Source organism: Acinetobacter sp. CIP 101934 (genome assembly GCF_000369585.1).
In the GTDB taxonomy this organism is placed as follows: domain Bacteria; phylum Pseudomonadota; class Gammaproteobacteria; order Pseudomonadales; family Moraxellaceae; genus Acinetobacter; species Acinetobacter schindleri.
Map to the genome: position 1 here is coordinate 100,555 of NZ_KB850094.1, position 16,092 is coordinate 116,646.

A 16,092-nucleotide genomic window follows, 5' to 3' on the forward strand; every position below is an offset into this window, starting at 1 on the left:
ATGTCAGAAGCGTTGATCAACCGTCTGGTAGAATTTGCTGAATCAGGCAATCAACAAAAAATCGTGTTCAATGACCAGACTTATCAGGGCTGGATTATGGAAATCACCGAAGATGCACTTCTGATCAGTACCGGTTATGCCGATAAAAACGGTAAAGATGCCTGGATCCAGTTTAGTGATCTGGAGCAGGCAGAGCTGTCTTACTGGGATAACCAGCAAGATCAATGGACCATGTTTAAACTCTAAACATAAGGAGCATCACATGACCATTCAACGCTGTGGCTGGTGCTCCGATAATTCTCTTTATATTCAATATCACGACCAGGAATGGGGTCAGGTTGTTCTGGATGAACCGCGTCTGTTTGAAATGCTGTGTCTGGAAGGACAGCAAGCAGGATTGGCCTGGATCACAGTCCTGAAAAAGCGTGAAGCATACCGTGAACATTTCTTTCAATATTCTATTGCAACCATTGCTGCTTTTACAGATGAGCAACTCACAGCAAAACTGCAAGATGCTAGTCTGATCCGGCATATCGGTAAACTGACCGCAATTCGGGATAATGCCCGAGCCTGGCAACAGCTGAAATCTCAAGATCATGATGTGGTCGAATGGTTGTGGTCTTTTGCCCGGCAGCCGCGTTTAAATAATGATGTGGTAAATTATCGTCAGGCTCCGGCACAGACTAATGAAAGTCAGCACATGTCCAAAGCCTTGAAAAAAGCCGGTTTCAGATTTGTTGGTCCAACGATTTGTTATGCCTTTATGCAGGCAGTGGGCATGGTCGATGACCATGAAAATCACTGTCACTTTAAAACAAGATCCTCTCATTCAAATAAGAGCTGAGCCCATGTCTAATAATACTATTCAAGCCTATGCCGCAATGTCTGCAGGTGCAGCACTAGAGCCTTATCAATTTGATGCAGGTGAACTTCAGCCACATCAGGTCGAAGTCAAAGTTGAATATTGTGGCCTATGCCATTCCGATATTTCAGTACTCAATAATGACTGGGGATCTTCAGTCTATCCTGTTGTAGCCGGCCATGAAATTATTGGCACAATCACACAACTGGGTGCGGAAGCCAAAGGTTTAAAGGTCGGTCAGCGTGTCGGCATTGGCTGGACAGCAGAAAGTTGCCAGCATTGTGACTCATGTATTTCAGGTCAACAGGTCATGTGTACTGGGGGTCAAGTGGCCACAATTGTGGGTCATGCCGGTGGTTTCGCCGATAAAGTCCGTGCTGGCTGGCAATGGGCAATTCCTCTACCGGAAGATCTGGATCCGACCAGTGCCGGTCCCCTGCTCTGTGGTGGTATTACCGTATTTGATCCGATTCTGAAACATCAGATTCAGGCCATTCACCATGTCGGGGTTATTGGCATTGGCGGTTTAGGGCATATCGCCATTAAATTGCTCAAAGCTTGGGGCTGTGAGATTACTGCTTTTACCTCCAACCTGGATAAAACCGATGAGCTGAAAGCGATGGGCGCGGATCATGTGGTGAACAGCCGTGATCCGGCAGCAATTAAAAAACTGCGTGGTAAATTCGATCTGCTGCTCAGTACCGTGAATGTTACGTTGGACTGGCAGGCTTATCTGGCGACACTGGCACCGAATGGTACCGTGCATATGCTGGGCTTACCTTTAGAGCCGATGCAGATTTCGGCTGGCTCATTAATTGGCGGAGCCAAATCCGTGACTGGTTCACCGACAGGTTCTCCAGTAGCTTTACGTCAGTTACTGAAATTTGCTGCGCGTAAAAATATTACACCCCAAATCGAATTATTTCCAATGTCAGAAATCAATACAGCAATTGAACGTCTGCATTCTGGTCAGGCCCGTTACCGGATTGTACTGAAAGCAGACTTTTGATTTTATTCCTGATTGAATATAAATCTACCCTCTCCTAGGAATAGGGTAGATTTTCTTATAGGTATATTTATAAATATTTGGCCAGTTTCTGGGCCAGAAATTCAATAAACAGATGTACGCGTTTAGGCAAATGTTCCTGCCGGTGATAGATCGCATAATTTTTTGATAATGCAGCTCAATCTGGTCTTCAAACAGGGCCTGTAAACCACCTGGCTGTTAATCGTCTTTAACCAGAAAACTTGATAGACAGGTAATGCCGATCCCCTGTAAAGCCAGTTGACGGATGGTCTCTCTATTGAGAGCTTTAATCTTGTGCGCCACACGATTAAAGATTCGCCATCCAGCTAACGCAATGCTTCTGGCAATACCGGAACTGTCGAGGATTTATTCAGTTCCAGCTTCATTTTTTGCAACATCTGATAAGGCTGCTGCTGTACAAACATGTTTACAAAGGTCAGCGGGATAGAGCCTTCAGGATTGGCATAACCATAGGTAGAGACCTTGACCTTTTTCTCGCCTAAACGGTTAAAAGTCCAGTCACCTTCATAATGGGTCAAGCGTACATAATCCGGATTCAGTGGATAGCCCTTTTGAATAGCTTTGTTCTTAATCGTGATCTGGCCATTGGCTTCACGGATCATTTTCCCTTGTACCACTAAGTCCCGGTCTTTCAGCGGAAATGGGAAATCCAGCACCATATACAAGGTGAAATCGCCCTTTTTGTCATCCCGGGAGAGTACCTTCACATTGCCCATATAAGGCACCCATTTTACTGCATTATCGACATCAATAATCAGGTGCACCGCCTGTTCGATCGGTACATCATAGGTCGTTTCAGCTTTATACAGAAAAACCGGATTGTTCTTGTCTTGATAGGTCCAGACCTTGATATTATTTTTATTAATACTGAGTTTGGCATTTGGTACAGATTTAGGCTGTGCTGCGGCGGCAAATGCCACAGCACAGATCATGAGTATGACTTTTTTCATTCCATTGTCGTCTTATTTTAGTTTTAGTTATTCTTATACTTATAAATGATTTTGACGAAAATTTAAACTTGAATATCGTTAAAACCAAGTACATCTTTCATGTCATATTTGCGCGCTTCGCGACCAACTACCCAAGCCGCGGCACGTACTGCACCTGAAGCGAAGTTCATGCGGTTAGTGGCTTTATGGGTAATTTCAACGCGTTCGCCATCGGCAATAAACATCGCTGTATGCTCACCCACAATATCACCACCACGAATCGTTTGGAAGCCGATACTTTGGCGCTCACGTGGACCTGTATGGCCTTCACGATGATAGACTGCATCTTTTTTCAGATCACGGCCAAGTGCACCGGCAATTGCCTCACCCCACATCAGTGCTGTACCTGATGGTGCATCCACTTTATGACGATGGTGCGCTTCAATCACTTCAATATCAACGGTATCACCAAATACTTTAGATGCGAGCTCTAGTAGTTTAATTGACACGTTTACACCCACTGAATAGTTGGCAGCGTAGACCACAGGGGTTTCAGTTGCAGACTCATCGAGGTAAGCTTTTTGTTCGTCGTTGAGACCCGTGGTACCAATCACGATGGCCACGCCATTTTCACGGCACACTTTAAGGTGATGTATAGTGGCTGCAGGTGCAGTAAAGTCAATGACAACATCACAGTCTTTCACCACTTCTTCAAGGCTACCCACAACTTTTACGCCAACTGCACCAATACCTGCCATTTCACCTGCATCTGTACCAATTAAAGTACTTTCTGGGCGTTCAACTGCTGCGCCCAATTGATAGCCGGCTTCTTTCACCGCCTGAATAAGGATGCGCCCCATACGGCCGCCTGCACCTAAAATTCCAATGCGTGGTGTCGCTGACATAACATAGTCCTGATATTGATTCGAAATTGTTCTTACTATAGCAAAACTCGCTCCTAACACTAAGATTGATCGCATAAAAATCAATGAAAAGAATTAAAGAAGGTCATGAGCGTTTTTGATATGCAGGAAATGTTTAATTAAATTCTAAAGAGTCGGCTTTCTATAGAATATTGGGCAAGCTGTTTTTCCTGTATACACGATGAGCTCAGGATTAAAAATATAAAAAGCCCATAGGATAACCATGGGCCAGTTGTATGAGAGCAATACCTTGAAAATAGAAAACTAAAAATTCAGCTTTGAATATCTGAAAGATTTACTCTTCTAACAGACTTCTTAACATCCAGGCTGTTTTCTCGTGTACATTCAGACGTTGAGTCAGGATATCTGCAGTTGGCTGGTCATTTGCCTTGTCTACAATGTCAAACATGCTTCTTGCGGTACGGGCAACCGTCTCATGGGCATTGACCAGTAAGCGAATCATTTCCTCCGCTTTAGGAACACCTTCAATTTCCTCAATAGAAGTCAGCTTTGCAAACTGCTGATAGGTTCCTGGTGTCGGAAAGCCCAAAGAACGGATCCGTTCTGCAATAATGTCTAAAGCATTCCACTGTTCGGTATACTGCTGCATGAACATGTTATGTAAAGTATTAAATTGCGGGCCGGTGACATTCCAGTGAAAGTTATGGGTCATTAAATATAAGGTGTAGCTATCGGCAAGTAGTCTGGATAGACCTTCTACAATTTCCGCTCTGTCTTCGGCTGAAATACCAATATTTACTTTTATCATCTCGGTTACCTTAAATTTTAAAAAAATTATGCGTGATCAACTTCTTTATTCTTATAATCAGTTTAGCTACTTCAGCAAATTGCAAAAGATGAGATCAGTATCATTTATGTTAGCTTTGTTGAAATAACAGAGTAAGTTCAAGCCACAGGAATATAAAGTAAGACAGAGGTTTTACTAAGCAGTAAACTTATACACAAACCTTAAGAAGATACCAATTTTTTTCTCTTTAAAAATCGGTGAACTGTAAAGCTGAGGTCTAAAAAAAGGACGCCTGAGCGTCCTTTTTTATTTTCATTCAATTAGTCAAACAGACGATCAAAGAATGATTTTTTCTTCGGTGAAGATTGGCTACCTTCCCCATCCATTGATGCTTGCAGCTCTTTCAGCAATTCGCGCTGACGTGAAGTCAGGTTTACTGGTGTTTCAACCACAATACGGCATAACAGGTCACCAGTCATGCTGGTACGAACAGGTTTTACCCCCTTACCACGTAAACGGAATAATTTACCGGTTTGCGTACCTTCCGGGATTTTCAGGCTGACACGGCCATCCAGGGTTGGGATTTCAATCTCTTTACCCAATGCAGCATCAGCAATTGAAACAGGCACATCCATATACAGGTCAGCACCATCACGCTGGAAGATCTCGTGCTCACGCACTACCACTTCTACGTATAGATCGCCTGATTGACCATCACGGATCGCTTCACCCTTACCAGTTAAACGTACGCGGTCGCCATTGTCCACACCAGCGGGAATGGTAACTTCCAGGGTTTGCTTTCGATCAGATACGCCCGAACCATGACATTTATTACATGGATTCTTGATGATCTTGCCTTGACCACGACAGGTGCTACAGGTTTGCTGTACAGAGAAGAAGCCCTGCTGCATACGTACCTGGCCTGCACCATGACAGGTCGGACAAGTTTCCACATCATTCGGATTTTTGGAACCTTTACCATCACAGGCATCACATGGTGCAGGCGCAGTGAAGGTAATGGTTTTCTTGACGCCTTTGACTGCTTCTTCCAGGCTCAGTTCCATGACATAACGTAAGTCAGAACCACGGCGCGCACGTTGTTGCTGACGACTGCCACCAAATGCCCCACCAAAGATGTCACCGAACTGGCTGAAAATATCTTCTGCGCTAAAACCACCGCCGAAGCCGCCACCGCCGCCCATACCACCTTCAAAGGCCTGATGGCCCATGCGGTCGTACATGCTGCGCTTTTCGCTGTCAGACAGTACTTCATAAGCTTCTGAAGCTTCCTTGAACTTTTCTTCAGCTTCTGGATTGTCAGGGTTGCGGTCTGGATGATATTTCATCGCCAACTTACGGTAGGCTTTTTTAATCTCATCATCACTAGCGGTTTTAGCAACACCCAAAACCTCATAATAATCACGTTTAGCCATGTCTGGCGATGCTCCTCACGGAATTTTATTTAATACTTAACTGTGGTCTGAAATTGGGGGGCAAACCAGTTTTTACAAGGGGGAATATGAAAAAAAAATCGAAAGCTTAGAAAACAGCTTTGCTTTGATAGAATTTGGACACGCCCTTGAACCAGGCATTAATCATGAAAATAAACGCAATAAAGCTGAATACGACGCCAGCGACAGTGCAGGCTTTCACCCATAACATGCTGTCCCAAGCATAGAAAAAGAGTGGAATGAACCAGAGGGCTGCAAAAACAGCGAGCATGGTATAAATCACCACATTACGCATAATCCATAGCGCCTGTGCCTGTAGCCAGACTTCTGCATAGTCAACCTGAGCGACTTTGCGTGCTAACCAATAAGAAAAAATTCCAAAAATCACGGTAAAAGAGGCTAAAAACATGAACACATATGCAATGGCTACAGAGCGCCGCATTTGAGTTAAACTTTTTTGATTCATGTCTCTTTCAACCTCGTTGTCCGTTTCTGCAACACTGGAAAAACGGCAACTTCGCATTTTTTAAAATTGTAAAATTATCAGGCACTACTATATTAAAAAATTTAATATTTCGCACCTGATTTTAAGACAGTTTTAGACCGATTGCGAAGTTTTCTTTACCTTAAACCATTGCGCATACAAGGCCGGCAGGAAAAACAGGGTTAACAGTGTCGCCACAATCAGTCCGCCCATGATGGCAACTGCCATTGGGCCGAAGAAAATACTACGTGAAAGTGGAATCATGGCCAGTACAGCAGCCAGGGCAGTCAATACAATTGGACGGCAACGGCGTACCGTGGCATTGATGATGGCATCCCATGGTGATTCCCCAGCCTGAATATCCTGTTCGATCTGATCAATCAGAATCAGGGAATTACGCATGATCATGCCTGAGAGTGCAATCGTACCCAGCATGGCGACGAAACCAAACGGTTTATTAAACAATAACAGAAAGAGTACCACGCCAATGATGCCCAGTGGCGCGGTCAGGAACACAATAAAGGTCCGTGACATACTTCTTAGCTGGATCATCAGCAGGGTCAGAACCACTGCCAGGAACAATGGCATACCAGCATTCACAGATGTCTGACCACGTGCTGATTCCTCTACGGTTCCGCCTACCTCAATCAAGTAGCCACTTGGTAATTGAGCTTTAATGCTCTCCAAGACAGGAGCAAGCTGATTGACCACGGTGGCTGGTTGTAAATTACTACGGATATCCGCACGTACGGTAATCGTCGGCAAACGGTTACGATGCCAGATTAGTCCCTCTTCAAAGCTGTATTCAATATTGGCAATCTGCGCCAAGGGCACAAAGTTACCACGTGCAGTGGGTACCGCCAGACTGCTTAAAGATGCCACATCGACACGTTCAGCCTGCTCACCACGCAGACGGATTTCAATCAGCTCACGTTTTTCCCGGAACTGATCCAGTCCCGCGCCTGCAATGGAGCTGTTCAGGAAATTGGCCAGATCACTACTGCTCACGCCCATCTGACGGGCACGGTCCTGATCAATGTCTAATTTGATCACTTTACTTGGCTCGCCCCAGTCCAGATGCACATTGGTGGTGTTCTGGTTTTCGGCTACCTTGGCAGCGACTTTTTGTGCCCAGCTGCGTACCAGTGCCAAGTCTTCACCCGACACCCGGAATTGAAGTGGATAGCCGACCGGTGGACCATTTTCCAGCAAGGATACACGGGTACGTACTTCAGGTAACAGCAGACGAATCTGCTTGCTTAAAGATTCACGGATTTCATTGCGATCTTCTAGGGAAGAGGCCAGCACCACAAATTGGGCAAAGCTGGTTTGAGGCAATTGCTGATCGAGTGGTAAGTAAAAACGTGGTGAGCCTGTGCCAACATACACTACGTAATTATCAATCCCCTCCTGTTTAGACAGGAAAGCTTCGACTTTTTTCACGGCAGCTTCGGTGGCTTTCAGTGAAGCACCCTCTTCTAGTTTCAGATCGACCAGGATCTCCGCCCGATTGGAGGGTGGAAAGAACTGTTGCGGTACGAATTTAAACATGATGATCGACAGGACAAAAATTCCTACAGTCAACGCAATCACGGTCTTGCGATAAGTGACACAGGTATTTACCCAGCGTCTAAAACCCTGATAGAACCGGGTTTGATAAGGATCATGATGCTCCCCCGCATGATGCACAATCGGCTCTGGTTCAGGCTGCTTGCGCAGACGTGCCCATAAACGCTGATACCAGGGGGCTTTCTGGATCAGATCTCTATTAAAATCCGGCAGGAGTTTATCCCCTAGATAAGGAACGAACAACACTGCAGCGATCCAGGACACCAGCAAGGCAAGGGTCACCACCTGAAAGATGGAACGGGTATATTCCCCGGTACTAGATGCAGCAGTGGCTATCGGCAGGAAGCCAGCTGCCGTAATCAGGGTTCCGGTCAACATCGGAAATGCCGTGGTACGCCAGGCATGCCCGGCAGCTTCCAGCCGGCTATAGCCCTGTTCCATTTTGATCGCCATCATCTCAATGGCAATAATGGCATCATCAACCAGCAGGCCAAGTGCCAGAATCAAGGCACCTAAGGAAATCTTATGCAGACCGACATCAAATAGCTGCATCCCGGCAAAGGTCATCGCCAGTACCAAAGGAATTGAAAAAGCCACCACCAGACCAGGACGGAAACCGAGAGAGAAGAAACTGACCAGAAGCACGATAATTACCGCTTCCGCCAGCACCTTCATAAACTCGTTGATACTGCGTTTCACTGCAACCGGCTGATCTGATACTTTTTGCAGGTCCATACCGAGGGGCAGGGACTTCTGCAAGCGGGCGAATTCCTGTTCCAGATGTTTACCCAAGGCAATGATGTCCCCACCCTTACGCATCGATACCGCAATACCAATGCCGTTTTCCCCCATAAAACGCATGCGTGGCTGGGCGGGATCGGTAAAGCCGCGATAGACCTCTGCGACATCGCCGAGCTGGATGGTTTTACCATTCACATAGAGTGGCATCTGCTGTAGCTCTTCTACAGTCTGCAATGCACCGCTGACCCGAACCTGAATCCGGTCTGTGTCAGTTTCAAAGAAACCGGCATTGCTCATGGCATTTTGCTGTTGTAGCGATTGCTGAATGGCAGTGACTGGAATCCCCAGCTGTGCAGCTTTGGTATTAGAAATCTCAATCCAGATTTTCTGATCTTGCAGGCCAATCAGCTCAACTTTGGCAACATCTTTGACACGCTGTAATTGCAGTTGCAAACGGTCGGCATATTCTTTTAGTGTGGCATAGTCGAAATCTTTGCCTTTCAGCACATAGATATTGCCGAAAGTATCGCCGAATTCATCGTTAAAGAACGGACCTTGCACGCCTTGTGGCAGTTCATGCCGGATATCATTAATTTTCTTACGGACGTTATACCAGACATCAGGAACTTCTCTGGATCGCAGCGAATCCTTGGCCACAAAGGTCACCAGCGATTCACCTGGACGGGAATAAGCCATGATGCGGTCATATTGTCCCGTGGTCATCAGTTCCTTTTCAATCCGGTCCGTGACCTGCAAGGAAACTTCCTGTGCACTGGCCCCCGGCCAGTAGGTCTGTACCACCATCACCTTAAAGGTAAAAGGCGGATCTTCACTCTGTGACAGTTTGGAATAGGACATGATGCCGACCAGACCGAGCAGAATCATGAAATACAGCACCAGACCCTTATTTTTCAGGGCCCATTCGGAAAGGTTAAAATTCATGTTTAACCTCCAGCCCGTATAGTTACACTACGGTTCTGACGGTCAATCGGACGGATCTTTTGCTGATCCCGGAGCAGGTGAATGCCTCCAATCACTACATAATCATCTGCTTTGAGGCCACTCAGCACAGGCACAGAGTCACGGCCATAAGCACCAATCTGTACCGGGATCTTACGCACGGTAGCGTCCGGCTTAACGACCATCACATAGGCCTGACCATCCGTCGCAGAGACACTGGATAAGGGTACGCTCAGAGCATTGTCCTGAGTTTTGATAAAGAATACACGGGCACTTTGTCCGAGATGAATTGACTTCTGGCCTTCACGTAATGCCACCCGAACCGTAAAAGTCCGGGACTGATCTGCAGCCGGAGAAATCTCACGCACATAAGCACTGAATTTTTCATCTTTTTTCGACCAGAGGGTAACCCAAGCGGGCTGACCCACTTTAATTTCGCTCACCGCCTGTTCCGGTACCCCAATCACCACTTCACGATCTCCAGAGAGTGCAATTTCAAAGGCTGCCTGTCCTGCTGCCACGACCTGACCGACTTCAATATGACGTGCAGTAACCACGCCATTTTTATTGGCAATTAAGCGGTTATACCCCGTCTGGTTACGGCTGACATCATAATTGGACTGGGCCTGTTTCAGATTAGATAGAGCGGCCTTATATTGATTCTCGACTGCATCATATTGCGAGCGGCTGACCGCATTGGCCGGCAGTAACTGTTTAAAACGGTTCAGTTCATCTTCCGCAATTTTGGCTGCAGACTGGGCACTTTCCAGTTGGGCACGTGCTGCGTTTAACTGCAGTTCTGCATCCTTGACATCTAAGCTTGCCAGTACTTGCCCTACCCGAACCTGATCCCCGACATCGACATAACGCTGGGTGATCTGACCAGCGACCCGAAACGCCAGTGGCGTTTGCTGACGTGCCTGTACATCCCCGGCATAGCTTTTCTGTTCTAAATAGGAGGTATTCGGCTGAGTTACCATGACAAAGGGAACTTCCTGTTCTGTTGCCGCATTGTTTTTGCTGCATCCCCCTAAGGTCACACTGCAAGCTATAATCATGCCGGTCAGGACGTACTGAATCGTGCTCATGTTGTCTGCTCTTATCAAATAATGATTTTTCTGGTCGATAGACTGCGCTATAGTGAACTGGTTATTTTTTAATTAATATACCATGCGGTACACTAATTAGAATTACCCCCATAAAACAATGACCATTTTTATTTTTTTGGAAAAAAATGTGCAAATTCCCGTAGGACGTCCTAAAGATCTCGAAAAGCGCCGGCGGATTCTGGATGCGGCCAAACACCTGTTTTTGCAGCATGGCTATCATGGTTCCAGTATGAACCAGATTGCGCAGACTGCGGGCGTGACCAAGCTGACGGTGTATAACCATTTTCAGGACAAAGCCACACTGTTTACCTGCGCAATTGAAGATACCTGTGAGCACCTAATTCCAGCCAGTCCAACGACACTGCTGCATGCCGAGAGCAATTTTCGTGATGCGTTGCATGAAGCCTGTATATTGTCGATGAATATGGTCAATCTGCCGGAAGCGATTAAACTGGATTTACTGCTAATGGAACTGGCTTCCGAGCAAAGTCCTTTAACCCAACAATTCTTTAATGCCTCGCATCTGCGATTAAGCCAGCTCTGGCAAGAGTTCTTTCATCTGGCCCAGAGCTATCATTTTATTCAGCAAGATGATCCATTGCGTCAAACTGAACTGATGCTCTCACTGCTATTTGGTAACCGGCATCAGAAAGTTCTGCTGGGCGTGTTTCCCGTACCTGCCTTAGAACAACAGCAAATAATTATTCAGGACGCTATTCATATTTTCTTATTGCGCTATGCCGCCTAAACTGCCAATTTGTAATTAGATTCATACAAATTGGCATTCACCTTGCTATTTTATAGGCAGGTCGTGTCCGACTTTTGTCTGTAACGGGCTTGGAATGCTTTCCAGGTGCGGTATAGTCAGGAAATGCAACAGAGGGAATATAAAAATGGCTCAACAAATTGATGCACCACTACGCGAAGACGTACGTTTACTGGGCAATCTGCTCGGTGAAACCTTAAAGCTACATGCGGGGCAGGATTTGTTTAATCAGGTGGAACAGATTCGGGCGCTTTCCAAAGGTGCTCGCGACGGCCAGCTAGAAGCAGAAAAACAACTCGAACAGCTATTTCTCAGTCTGGAAGATGATGAAATTCTTCCGCTTACCCGTGCCTTTACCCACTTCCTGAACTTTGCCAATATTGCCGAGCAATATCATGTGGTGCGTCGTCGCCGTCAAAGCGAATTTGATGAAACTGCCGAATCGCCAAATCCCCTGGTTCCCCTATTTGAAAAATTTAAACAGCAGGAAATTTCCGCTGAAAGCCTATATCAGCAGATCTGCGAACTGAAAATTGAACTGGTACTGACTGCGCATCCGACTGAAGTCAGCCGCCGTACCCTGATTCAAAAATATGATGGTATCAATGACTGTCTGTCCAAATGCGACCAGCAGAAACTTACCCCTCGTGAACGCCAAGCCGTTTTGGCCGAACTGAAACAGCTAATCACGTCTGCCTGGCAGACTGATGAAATCCGTCAGCATCGTCCGACACCAGTCGATGAAGCCAAATGGGGCTTTACTACCATTGAACAGACCTTATGGAATGCAGTACCAAAATTCATCCGAGAACTGGATGGCATGGTACAGGAACAGTGCGGTCAGTCATTACCGCTCAGTGTGGCGCCAGTACGTTTTGCCTCCTGGATGGGGGGTGACCGTGACGGTAACCCGAATGTAACTCATCACATTACTCAGGAAGTACTGTGGCTGTCACGCTGGAAAGCTGCTGATCTGTATTTACGTGATATTGAAGATCTGCGCTGGGAACTGTCGATCCAGCAATGCAGTGAAGAACTGCAACAGGCGCTGGGCAGCTCACATCCGGAACCTTATCGTGAATATCTCCGTGACACCCGTGAACGCCTGAAAGCAACACGTCACTGGCTGGCAGAAAAACTGCATGGCAATGATGCCGATGACAGCCAGGTAATTAAAACCAAAGATGAGTTATTACAGCCTTTATTGCTGTGCTATCGCTCGCTGCTAGCGTGCAATCTGCCAGAAATTGCCAATGGCAAACTGCTGGACTTTATTTACCGTGTGAACAGTTTCGGCATTGAATTGCTGAAACTGGATATCCGTCAGGAATCTGGCCGTCACCGTCAAGCGATCTCTGCGATTACGGAGTATCTTGGCTTAGGTAATTTTGAAACCTGGACTGAACAGGCACGTCAAAATTTTTTATTACAGGAACTACAAAGCAAGCGTCCGTTATTACCAAAATACCTCAATGAACCGGCCGGCAGCCTGATTGAGCATCCGGATGTGCAGGAAGTCTTCGCGACCATGCGTACGCTGGCAGAACAGCCAAGTGAATCACTCGGTGCCTATATCATTTCGATGGCGGAATATCCAAGTGATGTACTGGCGGTTTTATTGCTGCAAAAAGAAGCAGGTATCAAGCAGGCTTTACGTGTAGTGCCTCTCTTTGAAACTTTGAAAGATCTCGATGGCGCAGCCAGTACCATGTCGACCCTGTTCAATATGCACTGGTATAAACAGCATATTCAGGGCAAGCATGAAGTCATGATTGGCTATTCAGATTCAGCCAAGGATGCCGGTTTTATGTCTGCCAACTGGGCGCAATACCGTGCCCAAGAGGAACTGACGGTTGTTGCCAAACAGCATGATATCCAGCTGACGCTGTTCCATGGCCGTGGCGGTTCAATCAGCCGGGGGGGTGCTCCAACACAACAGGCTCTGTTCTCACAACCGCCCGGCTCGATCTCGGGGGCGATTCGTGTCACTGAACAGGGTGAGATGATCCGCTTCAAGTTCGGTCTGGAAGGCATCGCGCTACAAAACCTGGAGATCTATACCGCGGCAACACTGGAAGCAACGCTATTGCCGCCCCCTGTGCCGAAAACAGAATGGCGTGACCTGATGCATCAGATGACCGATTTATCGGTACAGGTCTATCGTCAGACAGTCCGTGAAAATCCTCACTTTGTAAAATACCTGCGTACCGTCACCCCAGAACTGGAACTGCAAATGCTGCCCTTAGGTTCACGTCCAGCGAAACGTAAAGTCAGTGGCGGGATTGAATCTTTACGTGCAATTCCATGGGTGTTTGCCTGGACCCAGATCCGTTTGATGCTACCTGCCTGGCTCGGTACCGGTGCTGCATTAAATGAGGTACTGGATCAGGGTCAACGTGCCACACTCGATGAAATGCTAGCGCAGTGGCCATATTTCCAGACCCTGATTGATATGCTGGAAATGGTCCTATCCAAAGCAGATGGTGATGTGGCATTGTATTATGAGTCACACTTGACTCATGATCCCGACCTGAAAGTATTGGGTGAGGAACTGCGTCAACGCCTGAAAGATGCGGTACAAACGCTGCTGACCTTAAAAGGTGAATCCAAACTGCTGACCAGTAACGATGTGCTGGATCAATCAATGCGTGTGCGTAAGCCCTATTTACTGCCGCTGCACTTGTTACAGGCCGAACTGATGAAACGCCGTCGTCTGTATCTGGCAGAGCAAAATGCTGAACATACCCCGGTAGATCATGCCTTAATGGTTAGTATTGCCGGAATTGCCGCTGGTTTACGTAATACGGGCTAAGTAATTTTTAATCATGAAGAAGCACATCTCCATGATGTGCTTTTTTATTGATCAGTCAATAGCCAAAAAAAGCTTTCTTTTATATATCACATTAGATTTATTTATAGATCATCCCAAGAAGTAGCTGATGAATTAATCTACTGATTTCACTTTATTTTTAAACCATTTTACTTTTACCACACGGTAAAATATTAAATAAAGTCATAGAATTAATTTGAACAAAAATTTTGTTTTGGTAATTAAATCTTCGAAAGAACAAGAGTATGATGTGCTCAATTTATCTTTTGAGTGCTCATTTTATGTCCAGTTGGTTTCCCAAATGGCGCCCTTATGAGGGCAGTATCGATGCACGACCAGTAGGTACCGCAGAGTATTTACCACCCGCACAAACTGTAATTCTGGGTGTACAACACGCTTTTGCAATGTTTGGTGCCACTGTACTGGCACCGTTTTTAATGGGCTTTGATCCAAACCTGGCAATTTTAATGTCAGGGATCTGTACCATTCTGTTCTTTATAATGACAGGTGGTCGAGTTCCAAGTTATTTAGGTTCAAGCTTTGCCTTCATTGGTGTAGTGATTGCGGCAACTGGTTATGCCGGTGGTGGTGGCCTCAATCCGAATATTGGCGTTGCAGCAGGCGGGATTATTGCCTGTGGTATCTTCTATGCCTTGATGGGTTTTCTGGTCATGGCAACAGGAACCCGCTGGATTGAGAAACTGATGCCACCAGTCGTCACTGGTGCGGTGGTCATGATCATTGGCTTGAACCTGGCTCCTGTAACTGTAAAAAGCGTGATGGGCAATACCTTTAATATGTGGATGTCTTTGGTCACAGTATTGTGTATGGGTTCAATTGCCGTATTCACCCGTGGTCTATTACAGCGTCTACTTTTATTGGTCGGCCTGTTATTGGCTTATCTGATCTATTTCGTGCTCAGCAATGTCATGGGTTATGGCACTGCAATTAATTTCCTGCCAATTCAGCAGGCTGCCTGGTTTGGCTTACCGACCTTCCATGCGCCGACTTTCGAATTGAATGCCATGCTGATTATTGCACCAATTGCCTTGATTCTGGTCGCTGAAAACCTTGGGCATATTAAAGCAGTCGGCGCGATGACTGGAGAGAACCTGGACCCGCATATCGGTAAAGCCTTTGTTGCGGATGGGGTTGCGACTACGTTAGCAGGTGGTGTTGGTGCTCCGGGGATGACCACGTATGGTGAAAATATCGGTGTGATGGCAGTCACCCGTGTCTACTCAACTATTATCTTTGCCGTAGCCGGTGTATTTGCAGTCTTCCTTGGCCTATCACCGAAGTTTGGTGCAATTATTCATACCATTCCAACGGCAATTCTGACTGGTGCTTCGATTGTAGTCTTTGGTTTGATCACCATTGCCGGTGCAAAAATCTGGATTGAAAATAAAGTCGACTTCTCACAAAACAAAAACCTGATGGTTGCGGCTGTGACCATTATTTTAGGTACGGGTGACTTTGCCCTGACCTTTGGTGATTTCAACCTGGGTGGAATTGGTACTGCAACATTTGCAGCCTTATTCCTGAACTGGTTCTTCAGCCTGGTCGATAAAAAATAGATTCCAAGTAATTAATTTAATAGCAGCTGCCAAGGCTGCTTTTTTTATGTCAGAAGAATTGTTTAAGATAGGTGGATTCTTTGCAATGAGCATCC

At 46.3% G+C, this 16,092-nt stretch carries 13 protein-coding genes and 1 pseudogene; 6 read left to right on the plus strand and 8 right to left on the minus strand.

What is annotated here, in order from left to right:
• The 3 genes from F899_RS01040 to ahr are packed head-to-tail and all read left to right on the plus strand — an operon-like array spanning position 1 to position 1,871.
• The gene (locus F899_RS01040; protein WP_005220406.1) at positions 1-246 is read left to right on the plus strand and encodes a hypothetical protein; all 246 of its coding nucleotides are present in this window, start codon (positions 1-3) and stop codon (positions 244-246) included.
• Between the two features lie 16 nt (positions 247-262).
• Positions 263-844 (plus strand): DNA-3-methyladenine glycosylase I, encoded by a 582-nt coding sequence (locus F899_RS01045; protein ID WP_005220408.1) that lies wholly within the window; start codon positions 263-265, stop codon positions 842-844.
• A gap of 4 nt (positions 845-848) precedes the next feature.
• Positions 849-1,871, plus strand: a complete 1,023-nt coding sequence (gene ahr / locus F899_RS01050; protein ID WP_005220410.1) for an NADPH-dependent aldehyde reductase Ahr — start codon at positions 849-851, stop codon at positions 1,869-1,871.
• A 67-nt stretch (positions 1,872-1,938) separates the two neighbouring features.
• On the opposite strand, the pseudogene F899_RS15765 reads toward ahr, so the two are convergent.
• From F899_RS15765 to F899_RS01085, 8 genes and pseudogenes are all read right to left on the minus strand, one after another.
• Positions 1,939-2,192: pseudogene (locus F899_RS15765) on the minus strand (LysR substrate-binding domain-containing protein); the annotation flags it as partial.
• A 23-nt stretch (positions 2,193-2,215) separates the two neighbouring features.
• Positions 2,216-2,860: an SRPBCC family protein gene (locus tag F899_RS01055; RefSeq protein ID WP_004895885.1), complete on the minus strand. Its 645-nt coding sequence runs from the start codon at positions 2,858-2,860 to the stop codon at positions 2,216-2,218.
• 62 nt (positions 2,861-2,922) lie between these two features.
• Entirely contained in the window at positions 2,923-3,744 is an 822-nt protein-coding gene (gene dapB / locus F899_RS01060; protein WP_005220412.1) for a 4-hydroxy-tetrahydrodipicolinate reductase, read from the minus strand.
• Between the two features lie 313 nt (positions 3,745-4,057).
• Positions 4,058-4,531, minus strand: coding sequence for a Dps family protein (locus tag F899_RS01065; protein WP_004814100.1), 474 nt, complete (start codon positions 4,529-4,531; stop codon positions 4,058-4,060).
• A 299-nt stretch (positions 4,532-4,830) separates the two neighbouring features.
• Positions 4,831-5,943 carry a molecular chaperone DnaJ gene (dnaJ, locus tag F899_RS01070; RefSeq protein WP_005220414.1) on the minus strand — a complete coding sequence of 371 codons (1,113 nt, stop codon included), beginning with the start codon at positions 5,941-5,943 and terminating at the stop codon, positions 4,831-4,833.
• Between the two features lie 106 nt (positions 5,944-6,049).
• Complete coding sequence (locus F899_RS01075) at positions 6,050-6,427, minus strand: hypothetical protein (protein ID WP_005220415.1); 378 nt, start codon at positions 6,425-6,427, stop codon at positions 6,050-6,052.
• Positions 6,428-6,559: 132 nt separating this feature from the next.
• A complete protein-coding gene (locus F899_RS01080) occupies positions 6,560-9,697 on the minus strand; it encodes an efflux RND transporter permease subunit (protein ID WP_005220418.1) in 3,138 nt (1,045 codons plus the stop codon).
• Between the two features lie 2 nt (positions 9,698-9,699).
• On the minus strand, positions 9,700-10,803 hold the full coding sequence (locus F899_RS01085) for an efflux RND transporter periplasmic adaptor subunit (protein ID WP_005220419.1): 1,104 nt from the start codon (positions 10,801-10,803) through the stop codon (positions 9,700-9,702).
• A 148-nt stretch (positions 10,804-10,951) separates the two neighbouring features.
• Here F899_RS01085 and F899_RS01090 point away from each other — a divergent pair, with 148 nt between their 5' ends.
• The 3 genes from F899_RS01090 to F899_RS01100 all read left to right on the plus strand — a co-directional run bounded on the left by F899_RS01090 (position 10,952) and on the right by F899_RS01100 (position 15,997).
• Positions 10,952-11,572, plus strand: a complete 621-nt coding sequence (locus F899_RS01090) for a TetR/AcrR family transcriptional regulator (protein WP_034434152.1) — start codon at positions 10,952-10,954, stop codon at positions 11,570-11,572.
• Between the two features lie 145 nt (positions 11,573-11,717).
• Positions 11,718-14,402: a phosphoenolpyruvate carboxylase gene (gene ppc / locus F899_RS01095; protein ID WP_005220423.1), complete on the plus strand. Its 2,685-nt coding sequence runs from the start codon at positions 11,718-11,720 to the stop codon at positions 14,400-14,402.
• 299 nt (positions 14,403-14,701) lie between these two features.
• The gene (locus F899_RS01100) at positions 14,702-15,997 is read left to right on the plus strand and encodes a solute carrier family 23 protein (RefSeq protein WP_005220425.1); all 1,296 of its coding nucleotides are present in this window, start codon (positions 14,702-14,704) and stop codon (positions 15,995-15,997) included.
• Positions 15,998-16,092 lie beyond the last annotated feature (95 nt).

What these genes read in the sequence shown, in the direction of transcription:
- F899_RS01085 (WP_005220419.1), bottom strand. Translation starts at nt 10,803, where the DNA reads ATGAGCACGATTCAGTACGTCCTGACCGGCATGATTATAGCTTGCAGT.
- F899_RS01065 (WP_004814100.1), bottom strand. Translation starts at nt 4,531, where the DNA reads ATGATAAAAGTAAATATTGGTATTTCAGCCGAAGACAGAGCGGAAATT.
- F899_RS01040 (WP_005220406.1), top strand. Translation starts at nt 1, where the DNA reads ATGTCAGAAGCGTTGATCAACCGTCTGGTAGAATTTGCTGAATCAGGC.
- dnaJ (WP_005220414.1), bottom strand. Translation starts at nt 5,943, where the DNA reads ATGGCTAAACGTGATTATTATGAGGTTTTGGGTGTTGCTAAAACCGCT.
- F899_RS01045 (WP_005220408.1), top strand. Translation starts at nt 263, where the DNA reads ATGACCATTCAACGCTGTGGCTGGTGCTCCGATAATTCTCTTTATATT.
- F899_RS01075 (WP_005220415.1), bottom strand. Translation starts at nt 6,427, where the DNA reads ATGAATCAAAAAAGTTTAACTCAAATGCGGCGCTCTGTAGCCATTGCA.
- F899_RS01080 (WP_005220418.1), bottom strand. Translation starts at nt 9,697, where the DNA reads ATGAATTTTAACCTTTCCGAATGGGCCCTGAAAAATAAGGGTCTGGTG.
- F899_RS01100 (WP_005220425.1), top strand. Translation starts at nt 14,702, where the DNA reads ATGTCCAGTTGGTTTCCCAAATGGCGCCCTTATGAGGGCAGTATCGAT.
- ahr (WP_005220410.1), top strand. Translation starts at nt 849, where the DNA reads ATGTCTAATAATACTATTCAAGCCTATGCCGCAATGTCTGCAGGTGCA.
- ppc (WP_005220423.1), top strand. Translation starts at nt 11,718, where the DNA reads ATGGCTCAACAAATTGATGCACCACTACGCGAAGACGTACGTTTACTG.
- dapB (WP_005220412.1), bottom strand. Translation starts at nt 3,744, where the DNA reads ATGTCAGCGACACCACGCATTGGAATTTTAGGTGCAGGCGGCCGTATG.
- F899_RS01055 (WP_004895885.1), bottom strand. Translation starts at nt 2,860, where the DNA reads ATGAAAAAAGTCATACTCATGATCTGTGCTGTGGCATTTGCCGCCGCA.